The organism is Mesorhizobium sp. M0802 (genome assembly GCF_040320115.1).
Lineage (GTDB): Bacteria > Pseudomonadota > Alphaproteobacteria > Rhizobiales > Rhizobiaceae > Mesorhizobium.
The window spans coordinates 158,624-184,392 of the sequence record NZ_JAMYOY010000009.1 but is presented as its reverse complement, the minus strand read 5'-3'; the positions used below and the strand labels follow the sequence as shown (position 1 = coordinate 184,392).

At 60.5% G+C, this 25,769-nt stretch carries 23 protein-coding genes and 1 pseudogene; 7 read left to right on the top strand and 17 right to left on the bottom strand.

Features of this window, described 5'->3' with window-relative positions; translation table 11 throughout:
* Positions 1-23 precede the first annotated feature (23 nt).
* From NKI10_RS15370 to nanR, 12 genes and pseudogenes are all read right to left on the bottom strand, one after another.
* Positions 24-383, bottom strand: a complete 360-nt coding sequence (locus NKI10_RS15370) for a DUF4112 domain-containing protein (RefSeq protein ID WP_352741301.1) — start codon at positions 381-383, stop codon at positions 24-26.
* Positions 384-438: 55 nt separating this feature from the next.
* Positions 439-930, bottom strand: coding sequence for a YidB family protein (locus tag NKI10_RS15365; RefSeq protein ID WP_352860773.1), 492 nt, complete (start codon positions 928-930; stop codon positions 439-441).
* Between the two features lie 62 nt (positions 931-992).
* Positions 993-1,214: pseudogene (locus tag NKI10_RS30920) on the bottom strand (DUF6894 family protein); the annotation flags it as partial.
* Positions 1,215-1,513: 299 nt separating this feature from the next.
* Entirely contained in the window at positions 1,514-3,487 is a 1,974-nt protein-coding gene (locus NKI10_RS15360) for a D-apionate lactonase family protein (protein ID WP_352860771.1), read from the bottom strand.
* Complete coding sequence (locus NKI10_RS15355; protein ID WP_352860769.1) at positions 3,484-4,578, bottom strand: ABC transporter ATP-binding protein; 1,095 nt, start codon at positions 4,576-4,578, stop codon at positions 3,484-3,486. The genes NKI10_RS15360 and NKI10_RS15355 overlap by 4 nt, the downstream gene beginning before the upstream one ends.
* Before the next feature lie 11 nt (positions 4,579-4,589).
* Positions 4,590-5,438 carry a carbohydrate ABC transporter permease gene (locus NKI10_RS15350; RefSeq protein ID WP_352860768.1) on the bottom strand — a complete coding sequence of 283 codons (849 nt, stop codon included), beginning with the start codon at positions 5,436-5,438 and terminating at the stop codon, positions 4,590-4,592.
* On the bottom strand, positions 5,438-6,379 hold the full coding sequence (locus NKI10_RS15345) for a carbohydrate ABC transporter permease (protein WP_352860766.1): 942 nt from the start codon (positions 6,377-6,379) through the stop codon (positions 5,438-5,440). Before NKI10_RS15345 ends, NKI10_RS15350 begins: the two co-directional genes overlap by 1 nt.
* Positions 6,380-6,463: 84 nt before the next feature.
* Entirely contained in the window at positions 6,464-8,119 is a 1,656-nt protein-coding gene (locus NKI10_RS15340; RefSeq protein ID WP_352860764.1) for an extracellular solute-binding protein, read from the bottom strand.
* Between the two features lie 120 nt (positions 8,120-8,239).
* Positions 8,240-9,292: an NAD(P)-dependent oxidoreductase gene (locus NKI10_RS15335; protein WP_352860763.1), complete on the bottom strand. Its 1,053-nt coding sequence runs from the start codon at positions 9,290-9,292 to the stop codon at positions 8,240-8,242.
* Between the two features lie 14 nt (positions 9,293-9,306).
* Positions 9,307-10,083 (bottom strand): HpcH/HpaI aldolase family protein, encoded by a 777-nt coding sequence (locus tag NKI10_RS15330; RefSeq protein WP_352860762.1) that lies wholly within the window; start codon positions 10,081-10,083, stop codon positions 9,307-9,309.
* Between the two features lie 47 nt (positions 10,084-10,130).
* Entirely contained in the window at positions 10,131-10,436 is a 306-nt protein-coding gene (locus NKI10_RS15325; RefSeq protein WP_023669450.1) for a putative quinol monooxygenase, read from the bottom strand.
* Entirely contained in the window at positions 10,436-11,143 is a 708-nt protein-coding gene (nanR, locus tag NKI10_RS15320) for a transcriptional regulator NanR (protein WP_023734096.1), read from the bottom strand. Before nanR ends, NKI10_RS15325 begins: the two co-directional genes overlap by 1 nt.
* 1,111 nt (positions 11,144-12,254) lie before the next feature.
* Here nanR and NKI10_RS15315 point away from each other — a divergent pair.
* The 7 genes from NKI10_RS15315 to NKI10_RS15285 all read left to right on the top strand — a co-directional run bounded on the left by NKI10_RS15315 (position 12,255) and on the right by NKI10_RS15285 (position 20,655).
* A complete protein-coding gene (locus tag NKI10_RS15315; RefSeq protein WP_023689447.1) occupies positions 12,255-13,892 on the top strand; it encodes a methyl-accepting chemotaxis protein in 1,638 nt (545 codons plus the stop codon).
* A 23-nt stretch (positions 13,893-13,915) separates the two neighbouring features.
* On the top strand, positions 13,916-14,383 hold the full coding sequence (locus NKI10_RS15310; protein WP_023700505.1) for a chemotaxis protein CheW: 468 nt from the start codon (positions 13,916-13,918) through the stop codon (positions 14,381-14,383).
* A complete protein-coding gene (locus NKI10_RS15305; protein ID WP_023734098.1) occupies positions 14,380-15,621 on the top strand; it encodes a CheR family methyltransferase in 1,242 nt (413 codons plus the stop codon). Before NKI10_RS15310 ends, NKI10_RS15305 begins: the two co-directional genes overlap by 4 nt.
* The gene (locus NKI10_RS15300) at positions 15,621-16,325 is read left to right on the top strand and encodes a chemotaxis protein CheW (RefSeq protein ID WP_081725531.1); all 705 of its coding nucleotides are present in this window, start codon (positions 15,621-15,623) and stop codon (positions 16,323-16,325) included. Before NKI10_RS15305 ends, NKI10_RS15300 begins: the two co-directional genes overlap by 1 nt.
* Complete coding sequence (locus NKI10_RS15295; protein ID WP_023742810.1) at positions 16,322-18,595, top strand: hybrid sensor histidine kinase/response regulator; 2,274 nt, start codon at positions 16,322-16,324, stop codon at positions 18,593-18,595. The genes NKI10_RS15300 and NKI10_RS15295 overlap by 4 nt, the downstream gene beginning before the upstream one ends.
* Before the next feature lie 22 nt (positions 18,596-18,617).
* Positions 18,618-19,637: a chemotaxis response regulator protein-glutamate methylesterase gene (locus NKI10_RS15290; RefSeq protein ID WP_352860759.1), complete on the top strand. Its 1,020-nt coding sequence runs from the start codon at positions 18,618-18,620 to the stop codon at positions 19,635-19,637.
* Between the two features lie 64 nt (positions 19,638-19,701).
* Positions 19,702-20,655 (top strand): response regulator, encoded by a 954-nt coding sequence (locus tag NKI10_RS15285; RefSeq protein ID WP_023669440.1) that lies wholly within the window; start codon positions 19,702-19,704, stop codon positions 20,653-20,655.
* Positions 20,656-20,668: 13 nt separating this feature from the next.
* Here NKI10_RS15285 and NKI10_RS15280 read toward each other — a convergent pair whose 3' ends face one another.
* From NKI10_RS15280 to NKI10_RS15260, 5 genes are all read right to left on the bottom strand, one after another.
* Positions 20,669-21,358: an RraA family protein gene (locus tag NKI10_RS15280; protein ID WP_352860758.1), complete on the bottom strand. Its 690-nt coding sequence runs from the start codon at positions 21,356-21,358 to the stop codon at positions 20,669-20,671.
* Positions 21,351-22,523 carry an alpha-hydroxy acid oxidase gene (locus NKI10_RS15275; RefSeq protein ID WP_352860756.1) on the bottom strand — a complete coding sequence of 391 codons (1,173 nt, stop codon included), beginning with the start codon at positions 22,521-22,523 and terminating at the stop codon, positions 21,351-21,353. Before NKI10_RS15275 ends, NKI10_RS15280 begins: the two co-directional genes overlap by 8 nt.
* 68 nt (positions 22,524-22,591) lie before the next feature.
* The gene (locus NKI10_RS15270; RefSeq protein WP_023713489.1) at positions 22,592-23,497 is read right to left on the bottom strand and encodes an SMP-30/gluconolactonase/LRE family protein; all 906 of its coding nucleotides are present in this window, start codon (positions 23,495-23,497) and stop codon (positions 22,592-22,594) included.
* A gap of 652 nt (positions 23,498-24,149) precedes the next feature.
* Positions 24,150-24,554 (bottom strand): MAPEG family protein, encoded by a 405-nt coding sequence (locus NKI10_RS15265; protein ID WP_023682292.1) that lies wholly within the window; start codon positions 24,552-24,554, stop codon positions 24,150-24,152.
* A 194-nt stretch (positions 24,555-24,748) separates the two neighbouring features.
* Complete coding sequence (locus tag NKI10_RS15260; RefSeq protein WP_352860754.1) at positions 24,749-25,681, bottom strand: LysR family transcriptional regulator; 933 nt, start codon at positions 25,679-25,681, stop codon at positions 24,749-24,751.
* Between the last annotated feature and the right edge of the window lie 88 nt (positions 25,682-25,769).

Sequence of the window (25,769 nt, the reverse complement as noted above, 5' to 3'; positions counted from 1 at the left end):
CGACGATTGGTTATCCGACCGCCTCACTTGTTGATGTGACGGCGCAGCAGTCTGATGTTGCGATTGTTCGCCTTAAAATAGACGTCGAAGATCGAGCCGAGAATTGGAACACTTCCTACGAGCGTATCCAGCAGCACGTTGCCTAGCATGCGGGCGACCAAGCCATTTCCGGCACCGACGTTTCGAGCTCGCAAGACGATGTAGGCCGAGACAATGCCCGTCGCCGCATCTCCGAGTACGGGGACCAGACCTACGAGCGCATCCAGTCCAAAACGAATTGATGTGCCCGGAATGCGCCAGCGGGAATCGAGTAGCGCCGCCAATAGATCCAACTCGGCAACTATGTTTGCTGTGTCACCACCGTGACCGCCCTGCCCGATCATGCCAACTCGCGCGCCAGTACGATTTAGTATCTCTCCCTGATGGATAGCCGTCACCTTAGATATCGCTTTGACCGTCTGAATTCGCTTGCGTCCTGTGCGATGGCACGTCGTCGAGCAAGGTCGTCTCACCGGAGCTTTTCGGCGCCTCGGGCAATTCACCAGTAGGCGTCATTTTGCTGACGGCCTCAGGCAAATCTCGCGTGATCCGGCTTATGAGCTCCTCGCGCGAAAGGCCGGTCTGCATCGAGAGGGAAGTCAGGGTGTCTTCGTCTATGGCTGCTTCCACCTCGCTTGGCTGGATCGGCTCGTTCGGCCCGGTGCCTACCCACGAATCGACCTTCGATCCGGCGCCTGCCCCTCTGAACCGGTCGAGAATATCGCCAAGCGCGGTCCCCGAAACGCCTTTTGAAAGCTGATCCAGAATCCCGCCTTGCGGATCATTTGGGTTGCGATCACCCGCTCCACGGATCATGTCGCCGATCTTGTCGCGATTTTGGTATGCCAAGACGCCGAGCATCGCGATCGCCAATTTTCCCAGGTTAGCCATTGGTACCTCCACTGTTCAATGGACAAGGGCTCAACATCACAAAAGTTCCGACCGGCGACGATCTAATTGAATAAGGGCTGGCGTATCGACACTACGTGAGCGGTGCTCCTAACCGGCTTGTTTCCGTTTGCGGTGCGGCTTCGGCCTCGCAGAACGTTGATCGTGCAAAGCTCGTTGCCTGCCTGATCGCGCATGCGCACTAACCATCCGGTCATATCGTCATCGCCCAGATCAGCCAACAGGCCGATTACGCAACGGATCGCTTCGGCGCGAGCGGCCTCAAAACTTGGCGTCTCGGCAGGCGGAACCTGGCGAGCCTGGTCGCCGCCATACTAGAACGTATATGTATTGCTCTCCCGGCGCGGGCATTGTCCGATTCCGGGGCCCAACCGCCGTTTCTGAAGATTCGAAGGGGCCGTAGATCCGGGTCAGGCACTTGGCAGGTTCGCGGTATGCATTGAATTGACTGATGATGGGTTTGGAGTCGAAGCGAGATGGATCCCACGCACTGCCTTAGAGCTTCATGGAACTACCACCCTCATCCTTGACGGGGGTTTGGCCAAACAGCGAACATCGGCTAGGCCTAAGACGATCGATCCAGGTCGACTCGCGCGACGGCGTAGGCGCCAAGCGAGATGCTTTGATCATCCAGCGGTCTTGCGGAGCTTTCCATGAAGTCGGGATCGGTTGCCGCCCGCTCGAACTGCTCGGCGCCGAGAAGAGCAATGCGGACGCTGCTCGGCGAATCCGAAAGCCGCACAGATTGCGTCTTGGCGGTAAGGTTAGCGACCCACAGGGTCACGCGGCGATCTTTTTCAGCCGCGATCGTCACGACGCCGTCACAGCCGGAAATTCCTACGGACAGCAAGGTGGCTCCGCCGAGCTTTGAGAGACCAGCCAAGACATGGAAAGCGGGATAGACCGTTGGGCCATCCTGCTGGTCATACCATGGCTGCACGAAATCAGCCTTCCTATGGATTTGGCCAAAGGGGCCGGCGAAGTCACCGAACGCGACGGCATCGATTCCTTCGCGAGCGCAGGCCGCGAAATATCCGACAGTCCAAGCCGCATTGAACAGCCCGCGCTGACGAGGATCAATGCGCGATAGACAGACGCGAGCGTTCGCTTCATTCGGCGCAGTGGATTTTCCGTATGGGTTCTCACGGCAGCCGAGCTGGATGGGACCGATACGCAGTGGCAAGCGTTCCCCCATGAAAGCATGCGCGGAGCGGATTTGATGGGGGATTGCCTGAAGTGTCTCCATCACCGAGACATCATCTGCGGCGTGCACGCTTGGACAGGTGGTGAAGGTCACGTAGTCGAGCGCTTCGGCTGGCGGACGCTTGCGGTTGAGTTCGGTGAAGTAAGCGGCCATGCCGCCGCCCAGCGCGATGCCCGGGAAAGCCCGGCGAGCGGCGGAGTAGCTTTCGTGGAAGCTGGGCATAGTCGGCCACGGTGCTCCCGGCTGTACGGACGTCATGTCCTGCGCCGGAAAGACGGAGACAGCTTCTAGTTTGAGGCCGAGTGAGTGGACAGCATCCGCGACCGGCGCCAATTCGCCGAATGGATCGCGCGTGCCCTTGGTGATAATCTCGAGGACCACGCCAGCGCCGGTCAGCCGTGCGAGCGCGGCGTAGCTTTCTAGTTCATCCTGGCCGTGTGCGATCCGGAGATCGACCTGGCAGACCATCCACTGCGGAGCCATTCGTCGTAGGAGCTCGGGGGTTTCGAGCGCGTGCTTTGCCTCGTCGGCGGCGACGCCGACGCCAGTGCGGGGCACTCGGCCGACGAGTCCGCCGATCGTCAGGTTGATGAGTGGATTGCGATTTTCAGACGTCCCGGCAGGGAGCGTTCCTGACACGTGAAGCCGGACGGCCTGCGTGAATTTCTGGCCCCTGGGCAGTCTGTAAGGCCACGGGCGACGCAGAGGGCGGACATATGTTTTATAGGAGGCGTCAGACCAATTGCGTTGGTCCTCCATCTCAAAGGCATCACCCTCCATGGTGCATGTCGCCCAGATCCCAGGCGCGATCTCGTGCGACAACGCCCGGATGTCGGTGAACGGACATTTTGGATCGATGTGGTCCGGAAAGAACGATAGCTCGTCGTGACCATCCTCATGCAGCACCTTTATCGGCTTGCCGGCTAAGCCCTCGATCGGATGAAGGACGACGAAGCCGGTCCGATTCGTCAAAACGTCAGTCTCGGGCTCTGCCTCCGCCACAAACGACAGCGCACCATCGCCACTGCCTGAGACGCGCGCCCGGTAAATCAGGCGGCCGGATGTTGCGGCACATGTTGCACGGTATTCAATGGCGAACGCATCCGGCCTCTCGTCGATCCGCAGATCATCGAGAACGGTGGTACATGTTCCCCAGTTTTCGTCCCGTACAAGAAACGAGATTCCGCGCAAGATCTCGATCGTCCCGACGTGGATGTAACGCAACGCGCCATTGTCGAACGCGACCGACAAGGATCCGGCGCGCAGTGTGCGCAGCGGTGCCTCGAGCTCTTCGGTGCCACACAAGCGGACTGCCAGGGAAGCTGTCGAGGTCAAATTGCGCGCTCCGTCGCGGCGTCGAAGATCGAGGCCCGGTTCATGTTGATGTCGATCGCAAGCTTCTCGCCCGGACGGCTGACATCGTGCGCCTGCAGCTCAGCCATCACCGGCGCGCCGGCCAGTCGGAATGTCGCGTAACTGCGCGAGCCGGTCGGCTGCAGCAGGTCGATCGTTGCCTCATAGCGAAACGTGCCCTGGTCCGGCGTTGCAGTGTGCGCACGAGTGAGGTGTTCTGGCCTCAACCCGAGCAGCACCTGCTGTCCGTCCGCGACGCCCTTCAGCCCCCTGCCGCGCGCTAAAGGCAGCAGTGCATCCGCGAGCCGGATGGCAGCGGCGCCTGCGTCCAAGGCAAGGGTACCTGGCAGGAAGCTCATCCGCGGCGAACCCAGGAACCCAGCGACGAACGTTGAGGCCGGGTGCTCGAACAACTCGAGTGGCGCGCCCTGCTGCTCTATCAACCCGTCGCGCATCAGCACGATGCGGTCAGCCAACGTCATCGCTTCGATCTGGTCATGGGTGACGTAGATCATCGTTGTCGCAATGTCCTGGTGAAGGCGTTTGATTTCGCCGCGCATTTCGTCGCGAAGTTGTGCGTCGAGGTTGGACAGCGGCTCGTCGAACAAAAAAATGCGGGGGTTGCGGACTATGGCGCGGCCGATGGCGACGCGCTGGCGCTGGCCGCCTGACAATTGGCGCGGAAAACGCCCCAGCAACGGAGTGATGCCAAGCATGCGTGCCGCCTCGGCGACGCGCAACTCGACCTCTGGCTTCGGCATCTTGCGAGCCTTGAGGCCGAAGCCAATGTTCTTGGCCACGCTCATATGCGGATAGAGCGCATAATCTTGAAACACCATTGCCACGTCGCGATCGCGTGGCCGGAAATCATTAACCACCTCGCCGCCGATCTCGATCGTGCCTTGTGAGCTCTCCTCCAGTCCTGCGATGGTCCTCAGCAGCGTGCTCTTGCCGCAACCGGAGGGCCCAACCAGGACCGTGAACTCGCCGTCGCGAATGTCCAGGTCGATGCCGCGCACGGCATGGAATGCGCCGTAGCGCTTGTGCAAGCCGGTAATTCTGACTTCGGCCATGCCTTCCCTTCCTATCCGCGAACGGCGCCGAGCGTCAGCCCGCGCACAAGATGTCGTTGAGCAAGCACTCCAAGGGCGATCGATGGCACAAGGGAGACGATGGCAAGGGCCGCGGCTTCGCCATATTGCGCGCCCTGGAAGCCGATGAAGGCGCGGAAGACCGTTGGCAGCGTAAAGGCAGTTCGGCTGGTCAAGATCAGAGCGAAGAAGAACTCCGTCCAGCATGCAATGAAGGCGAAGACAGCCGCCGCGACAATGCCTGGTGCTGCGAGCGGCACGGCAACGCGCCAGAACGCCTCCCATCTCGTGCAGCCATCGACGAGGGCCGCCTCCTCCATCGACTTCGGCATGCCGCGGAAATAGGCGAACATCATCCACACCGAGACCGGCAGCGTGAAGACCGTATAGGCGATGATCAGGCCGACATGAGTGTCGTAGAGCCCGACCTGGCGATAGATCAGGAACACCGGCAGCACGATCCCGATCGGCGGCAAAAAGCGCTGCGACAGCACCCAGAAAGACAGATGCTTGCCGCCGGTGTCGTAGCGCGCCAGGCTATAGGCCATCAGCGTGCCGAGCAGCGCCGAAAGCACCGTGGCCGAAAGCGAAATAATCAGGCTGTTGATGAGCCCGTCGAGACCACGATAGGCGAACAGCGCAGCTTTGTAGTGGACAAGCGTCGGAGCGGCGGGGAACCAGACAGGCGGTACGGTGAGGTAGTCGTCGCTCGGCTTCATGGAGGTGTTGAACATCCAGTAGAGCGGCCACAGCACGAACACCAGGAAGAACCCCAGCAGCAGAATTCGGCCGATCGGCAACGACCGGCGTTTCCTGCGGCGGGCGGGCGCGACGGCGGCCATCAGACCGGTTCCACCTTCAAGAGCCGACGCACCAGCAACGTCACGATGAGCGCCGTAAAGATCAGGAACAGCCAACTTCCTGCTGTTGCCTGCGACAGATGAAACTGCGTGAAGCCTATGGTATAAAGATAATAGGAGGCCGTGTAGGTTTGTGTTCCTGGGCCACCCCCTGTCATGATGAAAATGGTATCGAACATACGGATTGCGTCGAGCAGACGGAAGGTCAGCGCCAGCAGCATCATCGACCCGAGATGCGGGAGCGTGATCGCCCAAAAAACCTGCCAGGCGTTGACGCCGTCGAGTTCTGCCGCCTCATAGAGATTGGGTGGGATTGCGGTCAGCCCGGCGAGCAGGATGACGAACATGAACGGCGTCCACTGCCAGACATCGGCGATGATCAGCGAGACGTAGAGCCACGGGCGCTCCGTCATCCAGCCGATCGTAACCTCCTGCCCCAATAGTTGCGTCAGGACATAGTTGGTCGGTCCAAAAGGCCGCTGTAAGAGCAGCGTCCAGGCTTGGCCGACGATGACCGGGCTGATGAACAGCGGCACGATCAGGATCGACATGATCACACCGCGGCCCGGAAAGCTGCGCACCATTGTCAGCGCCACCAGGAGGCCGAGAACGAACTCTATAGCGACGCTGATGCCCGACAGCGATGCTGTCAGCAACAGCGACCAACGGGCTACGGGATCGAACACGACCCGCTCGAAGTTCTTCAATCCGACAAAGGCGTGGCCCGGCACCTGGAAGTCGTAGTTGATGAAGGATACCACCAGCGAGAACAGAAGCGGATAGATCGACAGTGCCAATATCAGCAGCACAGCGGGGGCGACCAGCAGCCACTTGAAATGACGGTCAGCCCATTGGGCAAAGGCAGACAGCCGGGGCGGTGCGCCGGCGGCCTTCAAAGGACGGATCGTGGCTGTGGGCTGCAAGGCGTATCCAATCGTCGCTTAGCGGGGAGGTGTTGCGAGCCAAGCGCCCGCAACACCGATTGCTCCAGAGAAGTCCGCCTGCCCTCAGAGGGTGACCGCCATGCCAAGTTTTTCCACCGTGTTGTCGGCGGTGGCGCCAGGCAGTTTCAAGAACTCGGTGTAGAAACCCTTCTGCGAATCCACACCCAGTCGGTCGGTCGTCTCGTTCCACTCGGCGGCCGCCGTTTCAAGCGACGCCTTCGGATCCGCACCAGCCCACACCGCCGTGCACATGCGATCGATGCTCAAGAAGTAGTCCTGCGCGCCTGGCATGATCGGGTCGAGCAGACCGACGTTTGCCGAGTTGTTGAGGTTGGCAAGGTACTCCTTGGCGCTCGGGAAGAGCGCGCCGTAGAGCTCGGACTTGAAGTGCGAGATGCGGTACGGGTCGCGTAGCGCGTAGGGCAGCATGCAACGTGCCAGCGAGACGGGTGGCGAGCATACCCACTGCATGAACAGATACGCCGCCTCAGGGTTGGGCGAGTCGGCCGACAGTGCCTTGTTGTAGCCGGTGGCATGTTCCGGATTTCCCGGAACCACGGCATAGCCGACCTTGCCGGCGATTTGGGACTGCGGAATGAAGTTGATTGCCGTGGCCGACTGCGAATAGTTCGCCGCCATACGGCCGCTAGGAGGCCAGGAATAGATCATCGCGACTTTGCCGGTCAGGAAAGCCGCCCACAAGGAGACGGCGTCGAGCTCGTTGTTGCCGGGGATCGAGGCCTTGTTTGCGGCGAGCATGTTTGTCAGCGTCTTGACGCCGGCATCCGAAACCAAACCTGCCTTCATGTCGTCGCCGAAGAGTTTTCCGCCGTTGGCCCGGTACTGCTGCAGAAAGTCGAACTGATTGCCGGGGCTGCCCGCCTTGCGGAAATGTCCCGCGCCATAGACCTTTGGCGCCATCTGGTCGGTGATGAACTGGGCGATCTGGGCATATTCTTCCCATGTCTTGGGCGGTCCAAGCTTGGCGTTGAACTTCGCCTGGTAAGCCTCCATCATTTTCGGATCCTCGAAAATGTCCTTACGGTAGTAGAGAGCGAACATGTCGCCGTCGTCGAAGAACCCCCAGATCTTGCCCTTGTAGGTCGGCAGTGCCTTGTACAGGGGATGATAGTCCTCGAGGTCTGCCGGGTTCATGTATTTGGCGATGTAGTCGTCTAGCGGGGCGATGACGCCGCCATCGGCAAGCGACGGCGTCCAGGCCGGCGAGATGTCGAGGACGTCATAGGCCCCCGAGCCGGCGATGTGCTCGGCGACTGCCTTGGAGTACTGGTCCGGGTTCGACAGCTCGACGACATTCGACTTCATCCCGGTAAGCTGCTCCCACATCGGCCCACTGAAATTGCGCGGGTCGAGTGCCTGCAGGCCAGCCTCGTAGGTCATGTTGAGGGTGACGCCCGAATGCGCCTTGGCCGCCTCCGCCGCGCGAAAGGCGGAACCGTCCGCAGGCCCTTCCTGCGATGCTTTCAGGGCTGCCGCCTGCGCCTGGCCGAGCGGCGACGTGGCGTCCGCCAATTCCAATGTTTGCTGCGCCAGCGCCCAATCGGTCATCATCCCCAGCAGCGGGCCGGACACGGCCAACATGCCGGTCATCTGACCGAAGCGGGTGATGAAAGTTCGGCGGGTGGTTTCGCCGCGCATGAAGGCGTCGACCTCTGCTTCGAGACCTGCCTGAAAGTCACGTTTTTCACGATCGTTCATAGTGCTTGGTCCTCCCATTTTCCTTTTGCTTCACTCGTCCGCCGGCGCAGCGGTCAAGCATTTCCTCCCGTAAGGTCGCCGCAAACAGGCCGCGGCGGCGCGCCGAAAATCAGTGTCCTCCTAGGTTCCAAAGCGGGCGGCGAGCCCAGACAGCCTGGTCTTCCACAGCTCGCTCGAAAGCACCTCGCGATTGACCACGCCGCGCGGCTCGCGACCGCGCTGCACCTCCATTACCGCTTTGACGTCCGCGGCACCGTTGCCGGCAAAGCACTGGTCGGTCCAGCAAAGCGCGTGCGGCGCCAGGATGACATTGTCGAGTTTGAGGATCGCATCGTCTGCCTCGGGAGGCTCTTGTTCCAGCACGTCGAGACCGGCGCCGGCGATGCGGCGCTCCTGCAGTGCTTGCGTCAGCGCTTTCTGGTCGACGATCGGGCCGCGCGCGGTGTTGATCAGGTAAGCTGTCGGCTTCATCAGGGCGATCCGCTCGGCATTGACGATGTGGTGGGTCTGGGGCGACAGGGGGCAACTCACCGACAGCACGTCGGCGCGGCGAAACAGATCCTCCAGCCCGACCAGCTCGACACCCAGGTCGGCAGCGACCCCCTTGTCGGCAAACGGGTCATGGGCAATGAATTGCATGTCAAAGGGCTTCGCCAAGCGGAAGACCTCGGCACCGATGTTGCCGATGCCCAGCGACCCAAGCGTACGCCCGACGAGGCCGACCCCCATATGTTCGGAGCGCTTCTCAAAACCAACAGACCCTTTGCGGGTGAGCGCGTCCTTTGTCAGCAGCTTGCCGGTCAGCGCCAGGATGAAGGTGATGACGGATACGGCGACGGGCCGTCGCACGCCATCGGGCGTGATGACCAAGGCAATACCGGCTGCGGTGCATGCCTCAACGTCGACAGTGTCGTAGCCGACCCCGAAGCGGGCAACGACGGCCAGGCGGCCGCTCCTGGGGACACTCGTGGCATCGAAACGATGGGCGAGGAGGATCAGCGCATCGAAATCCTCAAGTTGGTCGGCGCGAAGCGGACTGTCTGACTCCAGGAACACCATCTCGACAGCTGTCGCATTGCGCAGCGGCTCCAGATCGAAATCTGGGTAGGTCGGCGAGCCGTCCGGCCTGCGGAAATCACCGGAAAGCGCCACCCTGAATTTCACGCTGTCCATCGTCTCCTCCGCTCCTATTGGCACCCGGCCCGGATCTTGGAAACCGCGTCGGCGATCGCGTCGTGCAGGACCCAAACGTCGCCTGAATAACAAATGAAATCGAAGCCCTGTGCGTAGAACTCGTGTCCCTGGGCGACGTTGGGCACCAAGCGTCCAAGCGATTTGTTGTGCTTCTTGGCGGCGGCAACGATTTTGGCCATTGCAGCAGTGAAAGTGGGGTGGGCGAAGTCGCCAGGAATGCCGAGCGAGACGGACAGATCGAAATGTCCGACCCACAGACAATCGACCCCGTCCAGTCCCGCGATGCCGTCAATGTTCTTGACGCCGTCGGCGGTCTCGATCAGGCAGATGAACGTCGAGCGCTTGTTGGCGGCCTCGAATTTGTCAGCGACCGAGCCCGGACGGTAACGGTCATGAGCGATCTGCAGCGCCACGCCGCGGGCGCCGGCAGGGTGGTATTTCATGGAGTTGATGATGTGCTGCGCCTGTTCGACGCTGCTCACCATCGGCGCGATCAGGCCTTCGGCGCCCATGTCCATGGCGCGGGCGAGGAAATGGTAGTCCTGCGACGGCACACGCACCATGACCGGCAGATCGGCCGCCTCGAAATAACGGATCGCACTCTTCAGCGTTTCCAAGCTAAATCCCGAATGCTCCATGTCGAAAAAGACGAAATCGCAGCCTGCGGACTTCAGGATGTGACCGATTCCCGGCGTGGCGAACTCGGCGACGAGCGTACCGAGCTTGACCCGCTTGTGAGAAGCTAACGCCCTGAGCCTTGGCTCCGACATGCACTTCCTCCCGTTCGCCCCAATGGGCCAATCCGCCTATGTTCGCCTCAATGCGTGGCTTCAAGAACGAGGTCGCAGGTCGTCACCAACTTGGTCACGACGAGCGGCGCGCTCTGCGTATTGAATTCGTCGAAATGAGCGGTGCGGCAGTGGTCCTCGAATGCGGCCTCGCTATCGTAAATCTCATAGAGCAGGACCCGATCCAGTTCGCCGCGCGCCTCCGTCACGTCAAAGCGGCGGCAGCCGGCCTCGGTGCGCATCGAGGCGGTCGCATTGGCGTCGACAAGTTCTCGGAATCTGTCCCGGGCACCAGGCCTCAGGCGGAAATCGACCCAGACGACAAATCCGGTCATCACTTGGGCCTCGCAAGTTGCAGATACCGCTTGGCCACATATTCGAGATGGCTGCGCATGGCCGCCTCTGACGCGTCTGGATCGCGCGCGGCGACGGCCTCGAAGATTTCGCGATGAGCCTGGTAAGCCTTGCGGTCTTCACCCTTGGCCAATGTGGTGCGACGCTGTTCGAGCAACCATTCAGCCAACGCCGCGTGAATAGCTGTAAAGATCCGATTGCGGGTGATTACCGCCAGCACGTAATGGAAGTCTACGTCCGTGCGCTCGAAGCGCGCCAGGTCGCCGATTGATTGACGGTTGAGTTCGAGCGCCTCCTTGAGGCTCTCAATGTCTTCCGGGGTAGCATGCACAGCGGCGTTGCGGGCAAGGCCGACCTCGAAAAACAACCGCGCGCTCTGGAAGTCGTGAACCCCTCCCGGCGCCGAAATCATGTGCCGAGCCGGCCCTGAAAGGGCGTCGATCACGAATTGAGGAGTGGGTCGAGTGACGCGGGCACGCTCCCCCGATTTTACCTCGACAAGGCCCATTTTGCTCAGATGCAGCAGCGCCTCACGGATGGAAGGCCGCCCTACCCCGAACTGCCGCATGAGTTCCCGTTCAGATGGGAGACGGTCGGCTTCGGCCAACTCTCCCTCTCGGATCATCCGCTCGAGGTGCGCTGCCACCTCGTCCGAAAGCTTCCGCTGTTTGATCAGAACTCCGATCATGTGGCATACCTGTTATACCAATCAGGTACGTTATGATCCCATAGCACCCTTGTCAACGATGTCTAAGCATCCGGTAGCCGAGCCGTTTAATCACTCCGCCGATGTCGAGGCGTCCTTTGCACACGCCTTCAACGTCTTCACCAAGGATATCGGTGACTTGAGGAGCGCGAGCACACTCTGCTCGGTGTTCCGATCGGGGACCGTCTTCGAACCCTGGGTCGGGTGGTCAGTTTCAACTGCGGTGTGGACCGCAGTGAGTGCCACCGGGCCGTGTGCTGGCCGAGACCTACCCAACCGCCTGCTTATGAGCTGCAACATGAGCCCTCGATGGCAAAGTAGACCTCGACCTGAGCAAGACCAGCGAATGGAAGTGGGGTTCACAGCCGAGGCGGAAAACGCGAACTCTCGCTGGTGGACCCATTTGGCAATACGCCTGCTCCATCTCGTAATCTTTTTGCGCCGCCGCAATGCCGCAAAGGAAGGTGGTGTCGGGTCAGTTCTCTCTAGGCTCCAGAGCGCTCGTCACGTTGTGCCCATCCTCGTGCGGTGGGCGGCCGCCGCTTGAGGATGCGCATTTGAAACTGGTTTTCTCAAGATCTTTTAGTCCTGAGGGCCTCAGGCGGGGGCGCTTGCCATTTAGTTATCGTCACCTGCAAATGCCGAACCCGCACTCGACGCCAATCTACGCGTTGGCCAGTTTGCGACATCTGGTTTCGGCGATTCCGCTTTCAGTAGCGACGATCATGCTGGACGGCTGATATGAGGCGCGTTCCCGCCTGGCAGCTTAGGGGCAGCAAGCAGGACGTCGGCTTTCTTGCCTCGACCTGGCCTAAGCAGTCATTCAATTCGTGGCCTCAAGCAACTCATCCACGCTCCTCCTGACGCGGCGTGCCAACCAGCCGATCTCGGGCTGATGTGCGTGGACGGCAGTCGTCCTTTGACCACCGCTTCTGGCGGCGCCGATTGGCGAGCCGCCTCGCCATCATTAGCTATGGAACGGAAAAGAAACCATTCAGCATCAGACTACCGCTTTTCGACGCACCTTTTCGACTATGTCGGAACGAGCGCTTGTCGCGCAGCCCACGATGCCCCCCATTGGTGAACCGGTTCCATGAAGAGTCTGACAATACGCCACCGCATCCTCGTCAGTTTCGCAGCCGTTCTGGTGGTCATGTCCGTGATAGCCCTCATCGCGTACGCCTGGTTTCTTCAGGCGGGGGAGGAGGCGACTGAGGTCGAGAAGGGCATCCTTCCGGACCTTTATCACAGTACCGAGATCATGACGGGCCAGATGGCGGCCCATAGTCTGCTTCAGGAATATGCCCTTCAGGACAACCCGTCAGACAGAAGCACGGTTGAAAACGCGATCACGACCAATCGCAACCAGGTGCAGCGGTCGATGGACGACTATGAGGCAACGATCGTCTCCGATATCGACAAGCAGAATTATGCAGCCGTCAAACAACTCGCCAACCAATTCCGTCTGGCTGAAACTGCTGTGCTGGAAACAAGCCGGGCTGCCTTGTCGAAAGGTGAAACTCCCAATGAAAGCCCAGCTATCAAGAACGAAGTAGAGCCGATCTTTGTAAAATTGCAGTCCGCTCTGCAGGCCATGGTTGAGGATCACAGAGGCGAGGCAAACAGCGCGACGCAGCGGATCAGCTCGATCGTCAGAACGGCCGAAGTCGGTTTGAGCGTTGGTTTGTTGATAGCCCTCGGGCTAGCCCTTCTTTTGGGTTACCAGCTGTTTCGCGCCATTACAGGTCCGCTCACCCGTTTGGTCGACGCGGTTCAATTGATGCGGCAAGGCGACTTCAGCGAACGGCTCGATCTGAGGCGCCGAGACGAATTCAGCGTGCTTGCCGACGGCTTCAACGCAATGGCGGACGATCTCACAACCCTCATTGGTCAGGTTCAAAGGTCCAGCATACAGGTCGGCACGTCGATAACTGAGATCGCCGCCACCTCCAAGCAACAGCAGGCAACTGCGACTGAAATCGCAGCGACCACAACAGAAATCCGAGCGACAGCCAAGGAAATCTCCGCCACATCAAACGAACTGGTCCGCACGATGAACGAGGTCTCCACAGTTGCCGAACAAACCGCTGCCGTGGCTGGCGGGGGGCAAGCGGGGCTGACCCGTATGGAAGAAACCATGCAGCAGGTCATGGAAGCGGCTGGCGCGATCAATTCCAAACTGGCGATCCTGAGCGAGAAAGCCGGCAGCATCAATCAGGTGGTGACGACCATCACCAAAGTGGCCGATCAGACGAACCTGTTGTCCCTCAACGCTTCCATCGAGGCGGAGAAGGCAGGCCAATATGGCCGGGGTTTTGCAGTGGTGGCGACGGAAATCCGAAGGCTCGCGGACCAGACAGCTGTCTCCACCTACGATATCGAGCAAATGGTCAAGGACATCCAGTCGGCAGTCGCGGCCGGGGTGATGGGCATGGACAAGTTTTCCGAGCAGGTCCGTCGGGGTATGCAGGACATCCAGCAGGTCGGCGGGCAACTCTTCGAGATCATTCAGCAGGTTCAGGGGCTGGTGCCACGTTTCGAAGTCGCCAATGAAGGCATGCAAGCACAGGCGACCGGCGCGGGGCAGATCAGCGACACGCTAACCCAGCTAAGCGAGGCAGCTCAGCAAACAGTCGAGTCCCTTCAGCAATCGACGCTCGCGATCGACGAGCTCAATCAAGTCTCAGGCGGCATGCGAAGTAGCATATCGAGGTTCAAGCTACGAGCATAGCGAGCCGGCAGTAGGAGGTGACAATGCTATTCCTCGCCTTCAGCATGGGTCCGGATCGCTACTTGATCGATGTCCACAAAATTGAAGAGGTGCTGCCCTATATCGACGTGAAAGTTCTTCCGGGTGCGCCAACTGGTGTGGTGGGTTTGGTCAGCTATAACGGAATACCCATCCCCCTGATCGATGTCACCCTTCTTGCGCTTGGCCGACCATCGGAGCGCCTGTTGAGCACCCGGATCGTTGTGACGCGCTATCCGGCGGATGATGGCGAGCGACGCCTGCTGGGGCTGATCGCGGAACGGGTGACGGATACGATCGAGCGAGACCCGGCCGATTTCGCGCCGTTCGGACTGGAACCAGGAACCCCGCCCTATCTTGGGCCGGTGGCTTCCGATGGTTTGGAGATCATTCAGTGGGTCAAAGTGGAAGCGCTGCTTTCGGAAGAGATTCGTACCGCTTTGCTCCGCCAGGCGGCAATAGGTGATCAATGACCGGAGCAATAGAAAAGCTCCTGACGGAAACCATTGGACTGGACAGTGCCAGCGTTGGTCCGACAGTGGTTCGTCAGGCGGTCAGAGAACGGATGGAAGCATGCCGGATAACCAACCCTCAGGCCTATAGGCAACACTTGGCCGGTTCCTCGCAGGAGCTGCAGGAGCTGATCAATGCGGTGGTGATCCCAGAGACCTGGTTCTTTCGCGACCGAGAAGCGTTCACGATGCTGGCGCGGCATGCGCGCGCGCACAAGCCTGCTCAGCCGATAAGAATCCTGAGCCTGCCATGTTCAACCGGCGAAGAGGCTTACTCGGTCGCCATGGCCATGTTCGATGCCGGCTTTGAGGCGCATGAGTTCAAGATCGATGGCGTGGACGTCAGCAGCCGCAATATCGCGACGGCTGAACACGCCATCTATGGCCGCAATTCGTTTCGCGGCAGCCATTTAGAATTCAAGGATCGCTATTTCGAAGCGGCCGAGGGCGGGTTGCGGCCTGTTGCTGGGGTGCTGAAACAGGTTCGGTTCATGGTAGGAAACCTGTTCGGTTCTCACGCGCCTTTCGGGCAAGAGGTCTATGACATCCTGCTTTGCCGCAATTTGCTGATCTATTTCAATCGAGAGCTGCAGGATCGCGCATTGATCTGCCTGAAGGACCTGCTGGCCAAAGACGGACTTCTTCTGGTCGGTCCGGCGGAAGCAGCTCTTCCAAGGGTGCATGGCTTTCTTTCCGCTGAATGGCCATTGGCCTTCGCCTTTCTGAAATCGGAGCCCGTCAAGACCACGGCGCCGAAGGTTTCGGCCGCCGTCCCGGTGCGGACGCCAAGCCCTAAGGTCAACAAGAGCGAGCCTCTTCGTCCGTTCCGACCGACAATTGGCAATGAAGGCCGCGGGCAGGCTCCGGCCAAGCCGCTTGCACGCGCTTCGGAAAGCCTCATCGCGGTTGAACGGATCGCCAATGCAGGACGCGTAAAGGAGGCACAGGAGGTCGCCCTGGCGCATCTCAGGGAGTTCGGTCCTTCCGCAGAAATCTTCTACCTGCTGGGCCTCGTCCAGGATGCGGATGGTTCTGCACCCGAAGCCGCGCAAAGTTATCGCAAGGCGCTCTATCTCGCGCCAAATCATCGAGAAGCTCTTGTCCATCTGGCCTTGCTGCTTAGCAAGCAAGGCGACCATAACGGCGCCGAGGCGCTGGCCGGCCGGCTGGGTCGGGTCCAGAAAAGGAGCGGCAGTTGATGGCGGCTTCGACAAGGATCGCTCAGCCGGTGGAGCAGATCGAAATCAACGACTGCTGGCGGCAAATAGGCGTACGGGGTGACAAGTCATGTCCGCTACTAGAGCAGCATCTCCACTGCCGCAATTGCCCGACCTACAAGAAGATCGCACGACGCCTCCTCGACCGTGCAGCTCCCTCGGCATCTCGCGACGAATGGCCTGACAACGCTGGTCGTGCAGGGATCGATTCGGCAGACAACGACGCGCTGCAGACGGCCGTTCTCTTCCGTTTGGGGGAGGAATGGCTGGCACTTCCAGTCGGTATTTTTCATGAAGTGGCTGAATCTCGTCGCGTTCATTCACTTCCACATCGCAGGAACAGTGCACTGCTCGGCATTGCGAATGTCCGTGGTGAATTGCTCATTTGCCTTTCCCTGGCCGAATTGCTCGGGATAGACGAGCGCAAGGAAGGGGAACAAGGCACGCGAACCAAGGTATTTCGCCGCCTTGTCGTGGTAGGCGAGCGCGACAAGCGGGTTGCTTTTATGGTTGATGAGATCCACGGCTTACATCGGTACCAGGAACGCGACACTCTCGCTGTTCCGGCCATGATTGGGAAGGCACTGTCTGCCGCTACGGTTGCCGTGCTGCCATGGCAAGGACGAGCCGTTGGCTGTCTCGATCCACGACAACTGCTCACGATGCTGGATCGGAGCATCGCATGACAGATGAAGACTTCAGCCAGGTTTCGATGCTCAGCCTCTTCCAGGCCGAACTGGAGACGCAGTCACGGGCTCTGACCTCTGGACTTCTGGCACTCGAACGCGATCCTATCGCCGCCGACGCCCTGGAAGCATGCATGCGTGCCGCGCATTCCCTGAAAGGAGCTGCCCGCATCATCGACCTGATGCCCGCAGTCAAAGTTGCAAATGCGATGGAAGACTGCCTGGTCGCAGCGCAACGCGGGCATCTGAGGGTGCGACGGGAGCATATAGACGCGCTTCTGCAAGGTTCTGACCTTTTGAAATTGATCGCATCGGGATCATCGAGCGAGAGCGCCAACTCAGAAGTCGAAACCTTTCTCGCGAAGTTCGAGGGGTTGTCCCTCCCCCAGGCAAAGCCCGGGCCCCAAGATTCTGCAGCTGATTTCGCAACTCCAGATCATGCCCAGGAGCAACTGGCGACGACCTCTTCAGCGAACCTCCTCGTTGGGGCGGTGCCGCAAGCCCACGGCAGCATCAGCTCTGATAGAATGGTTCGGGTGACGGCAGACAGCCTGAACCGATTGCTCGGGCTGGCTGGCGAGTCGCTGATGGAAGCTCGGCGGCTCAGGCCATTCGCTGACGGGCTGCTACGGCTGAAGCGACTTCAATCGGACCTCGCAAGTGCATTCGACAATCTTCATGCAGTGCTGCCGCCGGTTTCAAACGATGCGGCGGTGGTGGAGGCGCTGGCTGAAGCGCAGCGAAAGCTTCGGTTGAGCCAAGCGTTCCTGGCGGAGCGTTTCGATGAGTTGGATTCAGTGGATCGGAAAGCGACCGATCTTGCCAACAGATTGTACGACGAAACGTTGGCGAGCCGGATGCGGCCTTTTGAGGACGGCGTGCGACACTATGCGAGAATGATCCGCGACCTCGGCCGTACCCTTGGCAAGCGGGTGCGACTGGAGATCGTAGGCGGCTCGACCGGCATCGACCGCGATATCCTCGAGCAGCTCGATGCCCCTTTGGGGCACCTTCTGCGCAACGCTGTAGACCATGGGCTTGAACCGCCTGAGGAGCGCCTCGCGATGGGCAAACCCGAAGAGGGGCTCATCAGGCTCGAAGCGAGGCACAATGCCGGGCTGCTGCAGATAGCCGTGGTGGACGACGGCAGGGGGATAGAGCTCTCGAAGCTGCGCGAGACCGTCGTCGCCCGGCAACTTGCAACCAGGGAAAGTGCTGAAACACTCAGCGAAAGCGAATTGCTCGCATTTCTGTTTCTGCCAGGCTTTTCCATGAAAGCGGGCCTTACCGACGTCTCAGGTCGCGGTGTGGGGCTCGATGCAGTGCAAGCCATGACGAAGGAAGTCCGGGGAGTCGCAAGCGTCTCCTCAGAATTTGGCCACGGAACCCGATTTCAACTGCAATTGCCGCTGACATTGTCGGTCCTGCGCACGCTGCTCGTCGATGTCGATGGAGAGCCCTATGCTTTTCCACTCGCTGCCATTTCCAAGACTTTGAAACTGCAGCGGACGGAGATCAACGTCCTGCAGGGCCGGCCGCATTTTCGATTGAACGATCGACAGATCGGGCTGGTCACCGCTCGCGAGGTGCTCGATCGAGGTGAGCCCGGATCGGAACCGAACGAACTATCGGTCGTCGTCGTGGATGCGGGTCGGGGCGATGCGTACGGCCTGATCGTTGACCGTTTTCTCGGGGAACGCGAGTTAGTGATCAGACCTCTCGATCCACGGTTTGCCAAGATCAAGGACATCAGCGCAGCGGCCCTGATGGAAGACGGTTCGCCTGTTCTGATCTTCGACGTCGACGATCTGATCCGATCGGTGGAAAAGCTTGCATCGTCCAGCGGATTTCGAGCTCTTCGGCGCGCCGCGGGCGGTCCCGAAGCGAGCAGGCGCAAGCGCGTGCTCGTGATTGACGATTCACTGACGGTTCGCGAACTCCAGCGCAAGATGCTCGGCAATTACGGTTATGAGGTCGAAGTGGCGGTAGACGGCATGGACGGGTGGAATGCCGTCCGGTCTGGTCCTTTCGATCTCGTCGTCACCGACATCGACATGCCTCGCATGGATGGCATCGAGCTGGTGAGTTTGATCAGAAAGGACGCTGATCTCAAGAACACACCCATTATGATCGTTTCATACAAGGATCGGGAAGAAGATCGCGCGCGCGGGCTCGACGCAGGTGCGGACTATTATCTGACCAAGAGTAGTTTTCAGGACGAGGCGCTGATCCATGCCGTCGTGGACATGATTGGCGAGGCGGCTGAATGAGATCGAGATTGGAAGCCAGCGAATGAGAATCGGCGTAGTTAACGACATGCCGATGGCGGTTGAACTTCTGCGTCGACTGGTTCTGTCGACCGGCGAACATCAGGTCGCGTGGATCGCGACTAATGGGCGTGAGGCGGTCGAGGTCTGCAGACGTGATCTGCCGGATCTGATACTCATGGATCTAGCGATGCCAGAGATGGACGGCGTGGAAGCGACCCGCAGAATCATGGCGGAAACCCCGTGCTCAATCTTGCTGGTGACCGCCAGTATCGAAGCCAACCTCGCCGGCGTCTACGAAGCAATGGGTCATGGCGCGCTTGACGCAGTCGATATTCCGTCAGTGGGCATCGAAGGCAACGCGTCCTCGCAATCCGCCCGGCTTTTGACGAACAAGATACGAACGATAGGCAAGTTGATCGGCGATGCGCCTACCCAGGCAAAAAGGCGGATGTCACGTGCGGCTGAGCCGTCAACTCGACGCCTGATAGCAGTCGGCGCCTCTGCGGGCGGGCCGGCTGCCGTTGCCGCAGTCCTGAGCGCGTTTCCCGTTGATTTTCGCGGCGCGATTGTGCTCGTCCAGCATCTCGATGCTCAGTTCGTTCCAGGCCTTGTTGATTGGCTAGGGCAGCATACGCGTCTCCCGATCCGTCCGGCGGGGGAAAGGGATAGTCCACAAGCGGGCACCGTTCTCGTTGCCAGTTCTGCGGATCATCTGGTTTTCAAGTCAGCTCAGCAACTTGGCTATACGCCCAGCCCCAAGGACAATGTTTATCGGCCGTCGGTAGATGTGTTCTTCGAAAGTGCGGCGCAATGGTGGCCTGGCTCGGTGATTGGTGTTCTGCTCACAGGCATGGGCAGGGATGGTGCGCGCGGGCTGAGACAGCTCCGTGACAAGGGACATCTCACAATCGCGCAGGATAGAGCAACCAGTGCCGTCTATGGCATGCCGAAGGCCGCCGCCGACATCGGCGCGGCTGTTGATATTCTTCCTTTGGGTGCGATCGGCTCACGTATAATCGAAGCCTGCGAGCGCTCCACGTGAAAGGCCCCTTCCGATGACGCAAGAACCAGAGTTGGTCCCGCCACTCGCAGATAACTATTCATCCATGGTTCTGCTCATCGATGATCAGATCATGGTTTGCGAGGCGGTCAGGCGCGCCCTAGCCAACGAGCCCGATATTTCCTTACACTTCTGCACCGACCCGTTGAGAGCGATGACGGTCGCGGATGAGGTAAAGCCAACCGTCATCCTGCAGGATCTCGTCATGCCCGGGGTGGATGGGCTACATCTGGTGCGAGAATACAGGAAGCATGCGTCGACACGCGCGGTTCCAGTCATTGTGCTGTCGAGCAAGGAAGATCCAGCCACCAAGGGCGAAGCCTTCGCTGCGGGCGCGAACGACTATCTCGTCAAACTGCCGGATCGTATCGAGTTGATTGCACGCATTCGATATCACACGCGGGCCTATCTGGATCACGTCCAGCGAGACTCGGCACACCGAGCGCTGAGGGAAAGCCAGCGACAGCTGATCAGTGCAAATCTAGAGCTTGAACGTCTGACGCGGATCGATGGCCTGACAGGTCTCGGTAACAGGCGCTATTTTGACGAATATCTGGCGGCTGAATGGAAACGCGCTTTTCGCGCACAGTCCCCACTGTCGCTGTTGATGATCGATGCCGATAACTTCAAACGATACAACGATACCTATGGCCATATGGCCGGCGACGATGTGCTGAAGCAAATCGCCCGCGTAATCCAGAGCGGTTCCGGCCGCTCCACCGATCTCGCTGCGCGGTACGGAGGCGAAGAGTTCGTCATCGTGCTGGTCGACACCATACTGGAACAATCCAGTGCGATCGCCGAGCGGCTCGTCCAGAGCGTGCGAGAGTTGAACATACCCCACGGCCCGGATCGCGTGACCATCAGCGTCGGCGTCGCAACAGCGGTGCCCACCGAGAACGAGACGCCAAACGATTTCGTCAATGCCGCCGATTTGGCTCTGTTTCGTGCCAAATCGGAAGGACGAAATCGTGTTGCGCTTCATATGTCCCGCAGCTAGAGAAGCTCACATCTCAGTCAACGAAGCGCGCCCTGTTCGATTTGAGGACGACCTTGGCGAAGTCGGGCATCTCGAGACCTTGCCGCACCAGGCCATCAATAGTTTTCTCAGCCGCCCTGATGGCGGAGAGCCGGGCCAGCACAGTCTCAGCCTCCAGGCGAGGCACCACGGCGACACCGTCGCGGTCGCCGACCAGTATGTCTCCCGGCGAGATAGTCACTCCTCCCAGCACCACCGGGAATCCGACCGTGCCTGGACCATTTCGCGCAGGCGAATTCGCAATGACCCCGGCACAGTAAACCGGCAACCCGACCGCCTCGATCCCGACAACGTCGCGCACCAGGCCGTCAGTGATGAAGCCGGCGACCCCCTTGTTGCGCGCCATGCCGAGCACGAGATCGCCAGTTACCGCGGTACCGGCAAAGCTGTCGGTGGCCGCGACGATGACATCGCCACTTGCTGCGGCATCCAGTGCTCCAAACAGGGCGAGGTTGTCGGCGGGACCGCAGTGACAGGTCACGGCGACGCCGACCATCGTCGCAGTAGCTGGCGACAGTGGCTTGATCGCATAATGCAAGGCGCCGCGTCCCCCCATCGCGTCTACGACCTGGCTTACCGGCACGCCCGCAAAAGCACTGATGATTTCTGCTGCGGGCCGTTCGAAACGGCGCTTGATGGTGAGCAGTGGTGGGTCTTCAATCATGTAGCGGCCCCATTCCCTGAACGAACGAAATACAGTCCGGCCCGAGGTCGCGCAGGCTCCGCGCGCCCATCAGTCCCATGACGCGGTCGATCTCCTTGCGGTAGAGTTGGAGCACGTGGCGTACCCCCTCCTCGCCGGCGACCGCGAGCCCCCACAACTGCGGCCGCCCGATCAGACAGCACGAGGCGCCGAGCGCCAGGGCCTTGACGACGTCAGAGCCTCGCCTGATGCCGCCGTCGATAAGCACTGGTACGCGGCCGGCGACAGCCGCGACAACCGCCGTCAACGCGTCCAGGGATGCGGCGGCGCCGTCAAGCTGACGTCCCCCATGATTGGATACGATGATGCCGTCGATTCCTCGGGCTACAGCCTCGGCGGCTTCGCTGGGATGCAGGACGCCTTTCAGCAACAACGGTCCGGACCAGACAATGCGCAGCCAGTCGACATCGGCCCAGGAGAGTCCGGGATCGAGCATTGCGGCCATTCGGCCCGCCAATGCACCGACCGTCGCCGTATCTCCGGGGCGCGCGTAGTTGCCGAAAGTCAGTTTCGGGAGTCGGGTGCGCATACGAAGAAGCCACGCCGCCTTGGTGGCGGCCGCGAGGGTTCCGGCCACACCGAAGCGCGGCGGGATGGCAAAACCGTTGCGGATGTCGCGTTCACGGTTGCCAAGCATCTGGTTATCAATGGTGAGCACCAGCGCGTCGTAGCTTGAGGCACGCGCCCGATCCACCATTTCTCGGGTGAAGCCGCGATCGGTATAGACGAACACCTGCATCCACCGTGGGCTACTTCCGGTGGCTGCTATGTCCTCCAGCGTGCAGACCGATCCGTGGCTGGCGCAGTAGAATGTCCCTGCGGCCGCTGCGGCTCGGGCGGCTGCGCGCTCGCCGTCGGGCCAGAACAGCCCAGCCAGGCCGGTTGGCGCGATGCCCAGCGGGATGGCAAGTTTCGCGCCGAAGAGGTCAAGGGAAAGGTCTCGCGTCGTTGCACCGTTGAGTGGTCGCGGCAGAATGGCAACCTCGTTGAAAGCTTGCTCGTTCCGGCGCAGCGTTCGCTCATCCTCGGCACCGCCATCGGCGAAGTCGAACACCGGGCGTGGCAAAGTCCGCCGCGCGGCGATGCGGACCGCGGCCACGCTGTACAGGCGCTTCAACGCCGCCATCGAAGCAGACGATGCCGCACCGCCGGCGCCGGGGTCATCGCCTGTGTTTGAGGCGGACGAGGAGCTACTCACGGTTGCTTTCCGCCGATGCGACCATGATGCGTCGGTCCACCGCCTCCCGGAACACGCACGCAGGAGAGTGTTCCCTCAAAGGAGGGATCGCTGCCGGTCGCCAGCACGCCGGCATTTGTCACCCAAAGCATCTCGCCCGAGAAGACGCAGTTGGTCGTTGCCTTGCCGCAGACGAAGAAACCTTCCGCTGTGCCGTTGGGCTTCAGAACGTGAATGCCGTTGGCGGCAATATCCGTGACATAAAGGCGGCCATCGGCTCCGACCTTCAGCCCGTCCGGAATCGGATTGGGCCCAGGCAAGCGGCCCAGGTCTTCGACGCAACCATCCGGACGCTGCCGCTTGACGCGCCCCGTATAGGACTCCCCCCAAATGATCGAGCCGTCGGCTTCGATCGCCACACCATTGGGGAAGGTCGGCTTGTCGAAGCCGAGAGCAAGGTACGCACTGCCGTCGGGGTTGACGGCAAAGATGTAGCTTGGGTCCGGATTCCCCGGGTTGTATGTGCCGGGATCGCTGAAGATGAGCCGACCGTCAGCAGCAAATACAAGATCGTTTGGCCCATTGAGCCGAATGCCCGCGACTTCGCTCAGCAGGATTTCCGGCTTTCCGCCTTCGGCAACCCGCTGGATCGATGGCGTCGTCATGTCCGCGGCCCGCCAAGGTCCGGTCGTGCCGCCGTTCTGGCAGACATAGAGCAGGTCATCCGATCCGAGAACGCAGGCGTTGGGCGCTCCGGCAACATACGCGAACTGGCGAGCACTTCCGTCGCGATCTATGGCCGTCAGCTGGCTGCGATAGCTTTCGACGATGACAATTCGGCCATCGGGCAGCACCGTCGGGCCCTCGGGCCAGCCAAGGCCGGTCGCGACAACCTCGACGGCCAGCTTTTCAACCTCGTTCATCGTGCGACCCCCAGAACGGCAGACTATCAAGATTTGTCGGGTATAATCCAGCCTGACGATCTGGCGGTCACCGGACCCGGCGACTCGAAAGATAGCCAAGGCTGACGTGCGCGTTGCTGGGCCCCCCCTAGGCCCCACCCCGGCGCCGGTGAACCCCGACGGGCGGAGGCCTATGGCTACAGCGCGAGCCGATCGGTGTCTACACAGCTCGGTAGCACTGGCTTGCTCCTCCAGGTTGGGTGGCAGGATTAGGTGCTGCTGAGGCCAGCGTGCAAGGAACAAGTGCAGGTGGAGAAGGTTGAATCTCAGTTCCTCTCCCTCTAACACTCACAAAGTCCAACAATTCTCTGCTCCGCTGCCAGGCGCTCTTGAGCCCGAGCGTTTGCAGGGCGTGCGTGTGGCCAAAAGCTGGGGAGCGCCGCAGCGCCCAGGCGTGCAAATTGCTCTCTGAACGCCGATCCTTCTCCGAAGCTGGGGAGTAGCCCCAAAATCCAACAGCAATATCATGCCTCAACGGCGGTTTTGCCACTGCCAGTTTTGCGGTTCGCTCGCCTGTCAAAAGGGACAGTCTTTCGGGTCACGATCCGGAGTGGGTTTGCCAAGGGTCCCGGAATCGAGGTGGCCCACTTTTGCGTCGGGGCTCCGCCACTCTTCAGATCAACAGCAACCAGCACCAATACGCACCAATCACCATTTGCACAGCGAACGCGGTGAACCTGAGACTGACCGCGAGTTGGCTGGTTGAGACGAGGTGGATCACCGACTGCACTATACGTGCGCCTAACATCGTGGAGGCCAAGGGATCCGTGACATCTGTCTTTGAAATGATGATCGCGACTCCGAGCAGACCTCCGAAGATTGGAAGCCCTTCAATGCAGTTGGCGTGGGCACGGGCTAACCTCCGCATAAACGGGGAGAGGGCTCCGTTATCTGGCGTAAAGCCGTTTGCCGGGACTTGCCCAGAGATCACCAGGTAGCTCCGGATAACTTCCATCACGATCAGCAGGGCCAGCGCCCACGAGATGAAGCCAGTCAATGCGTAAGCACTCGCCGACATGTGCCCTCCCCGTGCTAGCACTCTAGGTCGTTGTAGCCGATCAACTAGTCTAATGCTATTCGACGAGGAGGGGCGGCCTGTAGTGGGGCCGAAACGGAATAGCAGCTTTTGGACGTTGTGCCCAGAATAGCTGCCGTTCAGCCAATCAGCAGTGATTGACCGCTTTCGCCCTTTAGCGACCCTTCCGCGCCAGATCAGTCGATGCTTGAAGCTGCCATTCGCAGAGTGAAAGCGGCGTCGAGCATGGTCAGAAAGGCGCGCACGGCGGGGTTGGCGCGTCGGCTTGCCGGCCAGAGCACGGTGACATTGTTTCGCTCGACCGCGAACGTGGACAGCACTGGGACCAGTTCGCCGCGCTTCACATAGGGAGCCGCCATGAAGGAGGCGCCTATGCCTATCCCACCGCCGGCTGCCAGCATGATGAGCACGGCATCGCTGGCATCGGCGACCACACCGGAATTGGGCACGATCTCGATTTCACGGTCGCCAATCCGGAAGGGCCAGCGAAAGGCCTGGCCTGTGCTCTGATATCGAAGGTTGACGGTGTCGTGCCCTTCCAGGTGATCGGGATGGGTCGGTGTGCCGCGTTCCTCGAGATAGGCTGGCGAGGCGAAGCAGCAAAGCCGATGGGGTGCGAGCTTGCGTGATAGTAGCCGGGTGTCAGCCAGATCACCGATGCGTATGGCGACATCGATCCCTTCCTCGATCATGTCCACCATCTGGTCACCCAGCCTGAGATCGACGATCAGGTTCGGATGGAGCCGACGGAAAACCGGTAAAGCCGGAGCGATCAGATGCAGTCCGATCGGCAGCGACGCGGCCACGCGCAACGTGCCCGATGGTTCGGAGCGCGCGGTCATTGCCGCCTGCTCTATTTCCTCCGCCTCGCGTAGCAGACGCAGCGCGCGCTCATGCAGGTCGCGCCCTTCGGGCGTGAAGGTGAGCGAGCGCGTTGTACGGGTAAACAGCGACACTCCTAAATGCCGCTCGAGCCGCTGGACGCTCTTGCTGACCGCCGAAGGGGAAATCGACAGCGCGCGCGCCGCTGCCGTGTAGCTGCCCAGCGATCCCGCACGCGCGAAGGCGATGATGCCAGTGAGCCGATCCAAAGTGATATGTTCCACCATGGCATTACTTAACCGCCATCGCCACCGATTATCAACCGGCGGTCATGCCGCTAGATTCGCTCCAATGACATGGATGAGCGGAGATTTC

Bases quoted from the DNA above. Each gene is read 5' to 3' on its own strand.
- NKI10_RS15275 (WP_352860756.1), bottom strand. From the start codon at position 22,523: ATGGCGGCGTTGAAGCGCCTGTACAGCGTGGCCGCGGTCCGCATCGCC.
- NKI10_RS15305 (WP_023734098.1), top strand. From the start codon at position 14,380: ATGACCGGAGCAATAGAAAAGCTCCTGACGGAAACCATTGGACTGGAC.
- NKI10_RS15315 (WP_023689447.1), top strand. From the start codon at position 12,255: ATGAAGAGTCTGACAATACGCCACCGCATCCTCGTCAGTTTCGCAGCC.
- NKI10_RS15270 (WP_023713489.1), bottom strand. From the start codon at position 23,497: ATGAACGAGGTTGAAAAGCTGGCCGTCGAGGTTGTCGCGACCGGCCTT.
- NKI10_RS15325 (WP_023669450.1), bottom strand. From the start codon at position 10,436: ATGACCGGATTTGTCGTCTGGGTCGATTTCCGCCTGAGGCCTGGTGCC.
- NKI10_RS15295 (WP_023742810.1), top strand. From the start codon at position 16,322: ATGACAGATGAAGACTTCAGCCAGGTTTCGATGCTCAGCCTCTTCCAG.
- NKI10_RS15310 (WP_023700505.1), top strand. From the start codon at position 13,916: ATGCTATTCCTCGCCTTCAGCATGGGTCCGGATCGCTACTTGATCGAT.
- NKI10_RS15260 (WP_352860754.1), bottom strand. From the start codon at position 25,681: ATGGTGGAACATATCACTTTGGATCGGCTCACTGGCATCATCGCCTTC.
- NKI10_RS15285 (WP_023669440.1), top strand. From the start codon at position 19,702: ATGGTTCTGCTCATCGATGATCAGATCATGGTTTGCGAGGCGGTCAGG.
- NKI10_RS15340 (WP_352860764.1), bottom strand. From the start codon at position 8,119: ATGAACGATCGTGAAAAACGTGACTTTCAGGCAGGTCTCGAAGCAGAG.
- NKI10_RS15365 (WP_352860773.1), bottom strand. From the start codon at position 930: ATGGCTAACCTGGGAAAATTGGCGATCGCGATGCTCGGCGTCTTGGCA.
- NKI10_RS15300 (WP_081725531.1), top strand. From the start codon at position 15,621: ATGGCGGCTTCGACAAGGATCGCTCAGCCGGTGGAGCAGATCGAAATC.
- NKI10_RS15265 (WP_023682292.1), bottom strand. From the start codon at position 24,554: ATGTCGGCGAGTGCTTACGCATTGACTGGCTTCATCTCGTGGGCGCTG.
- NKI10_RS15290 (WP_352860759.1), top strand. From the start codon at position 18,618: ATGAGAATCGGCGTAGTTAACGACATGCCGATGGCGGTTGAACTTCTG.
- NKI10_RS15330 (WP_352860762.1), bottom strand. From the start codon at position 10,083: ATGTCGGAGCCAAGGCTCAGGGCGTTAGCTTCTCACAAGCGGGTCAAG.
- NKI10_RS15335 (WP_352860763.1), bottom strand. From the start codon at position 9,292: ATGGACAGCGTGAAATTCAGGGTGGCGCTTTCCGGTGATTTCCGCAGG.
- NKI10_RS15350 (WP_352860768.1), bottom strand. From the start codon at position 5,438: ATGGCCGCCGTCGCGCCCGCCCGCCGCAGGAAACGCCGGTCGTTGCCG.
- nanR (WP_023734096.1), bottom strand. From the start codon at position 11,143: ATGATCGGAGTTCTGATCAAACAGCGGAAGCTTTCGGACGAGGTGGCA.
- NKI10_RS15370 (WP_352741301.1), bottom strand. From the start codon at position 383: ATGATCGGGCAGGGCGGTCACGGTGGTGACACAGCAAACATAGTTGCC.
- NKI10_RS15355 (WP_352860769.1), bottom strand. From the start codon at position 4,578: ATGGCCGAAGTCAGAATTACCGGCTTGCACAAGCGCTACGGCGCATTC.
- NKI10_RS15280 (WP_352860758.1), bottom strand. From the start codon at position 21,358: ATGATTGAAGACCCACCACTGCTCACCATCAAGCGCCGTTTCGAACGG.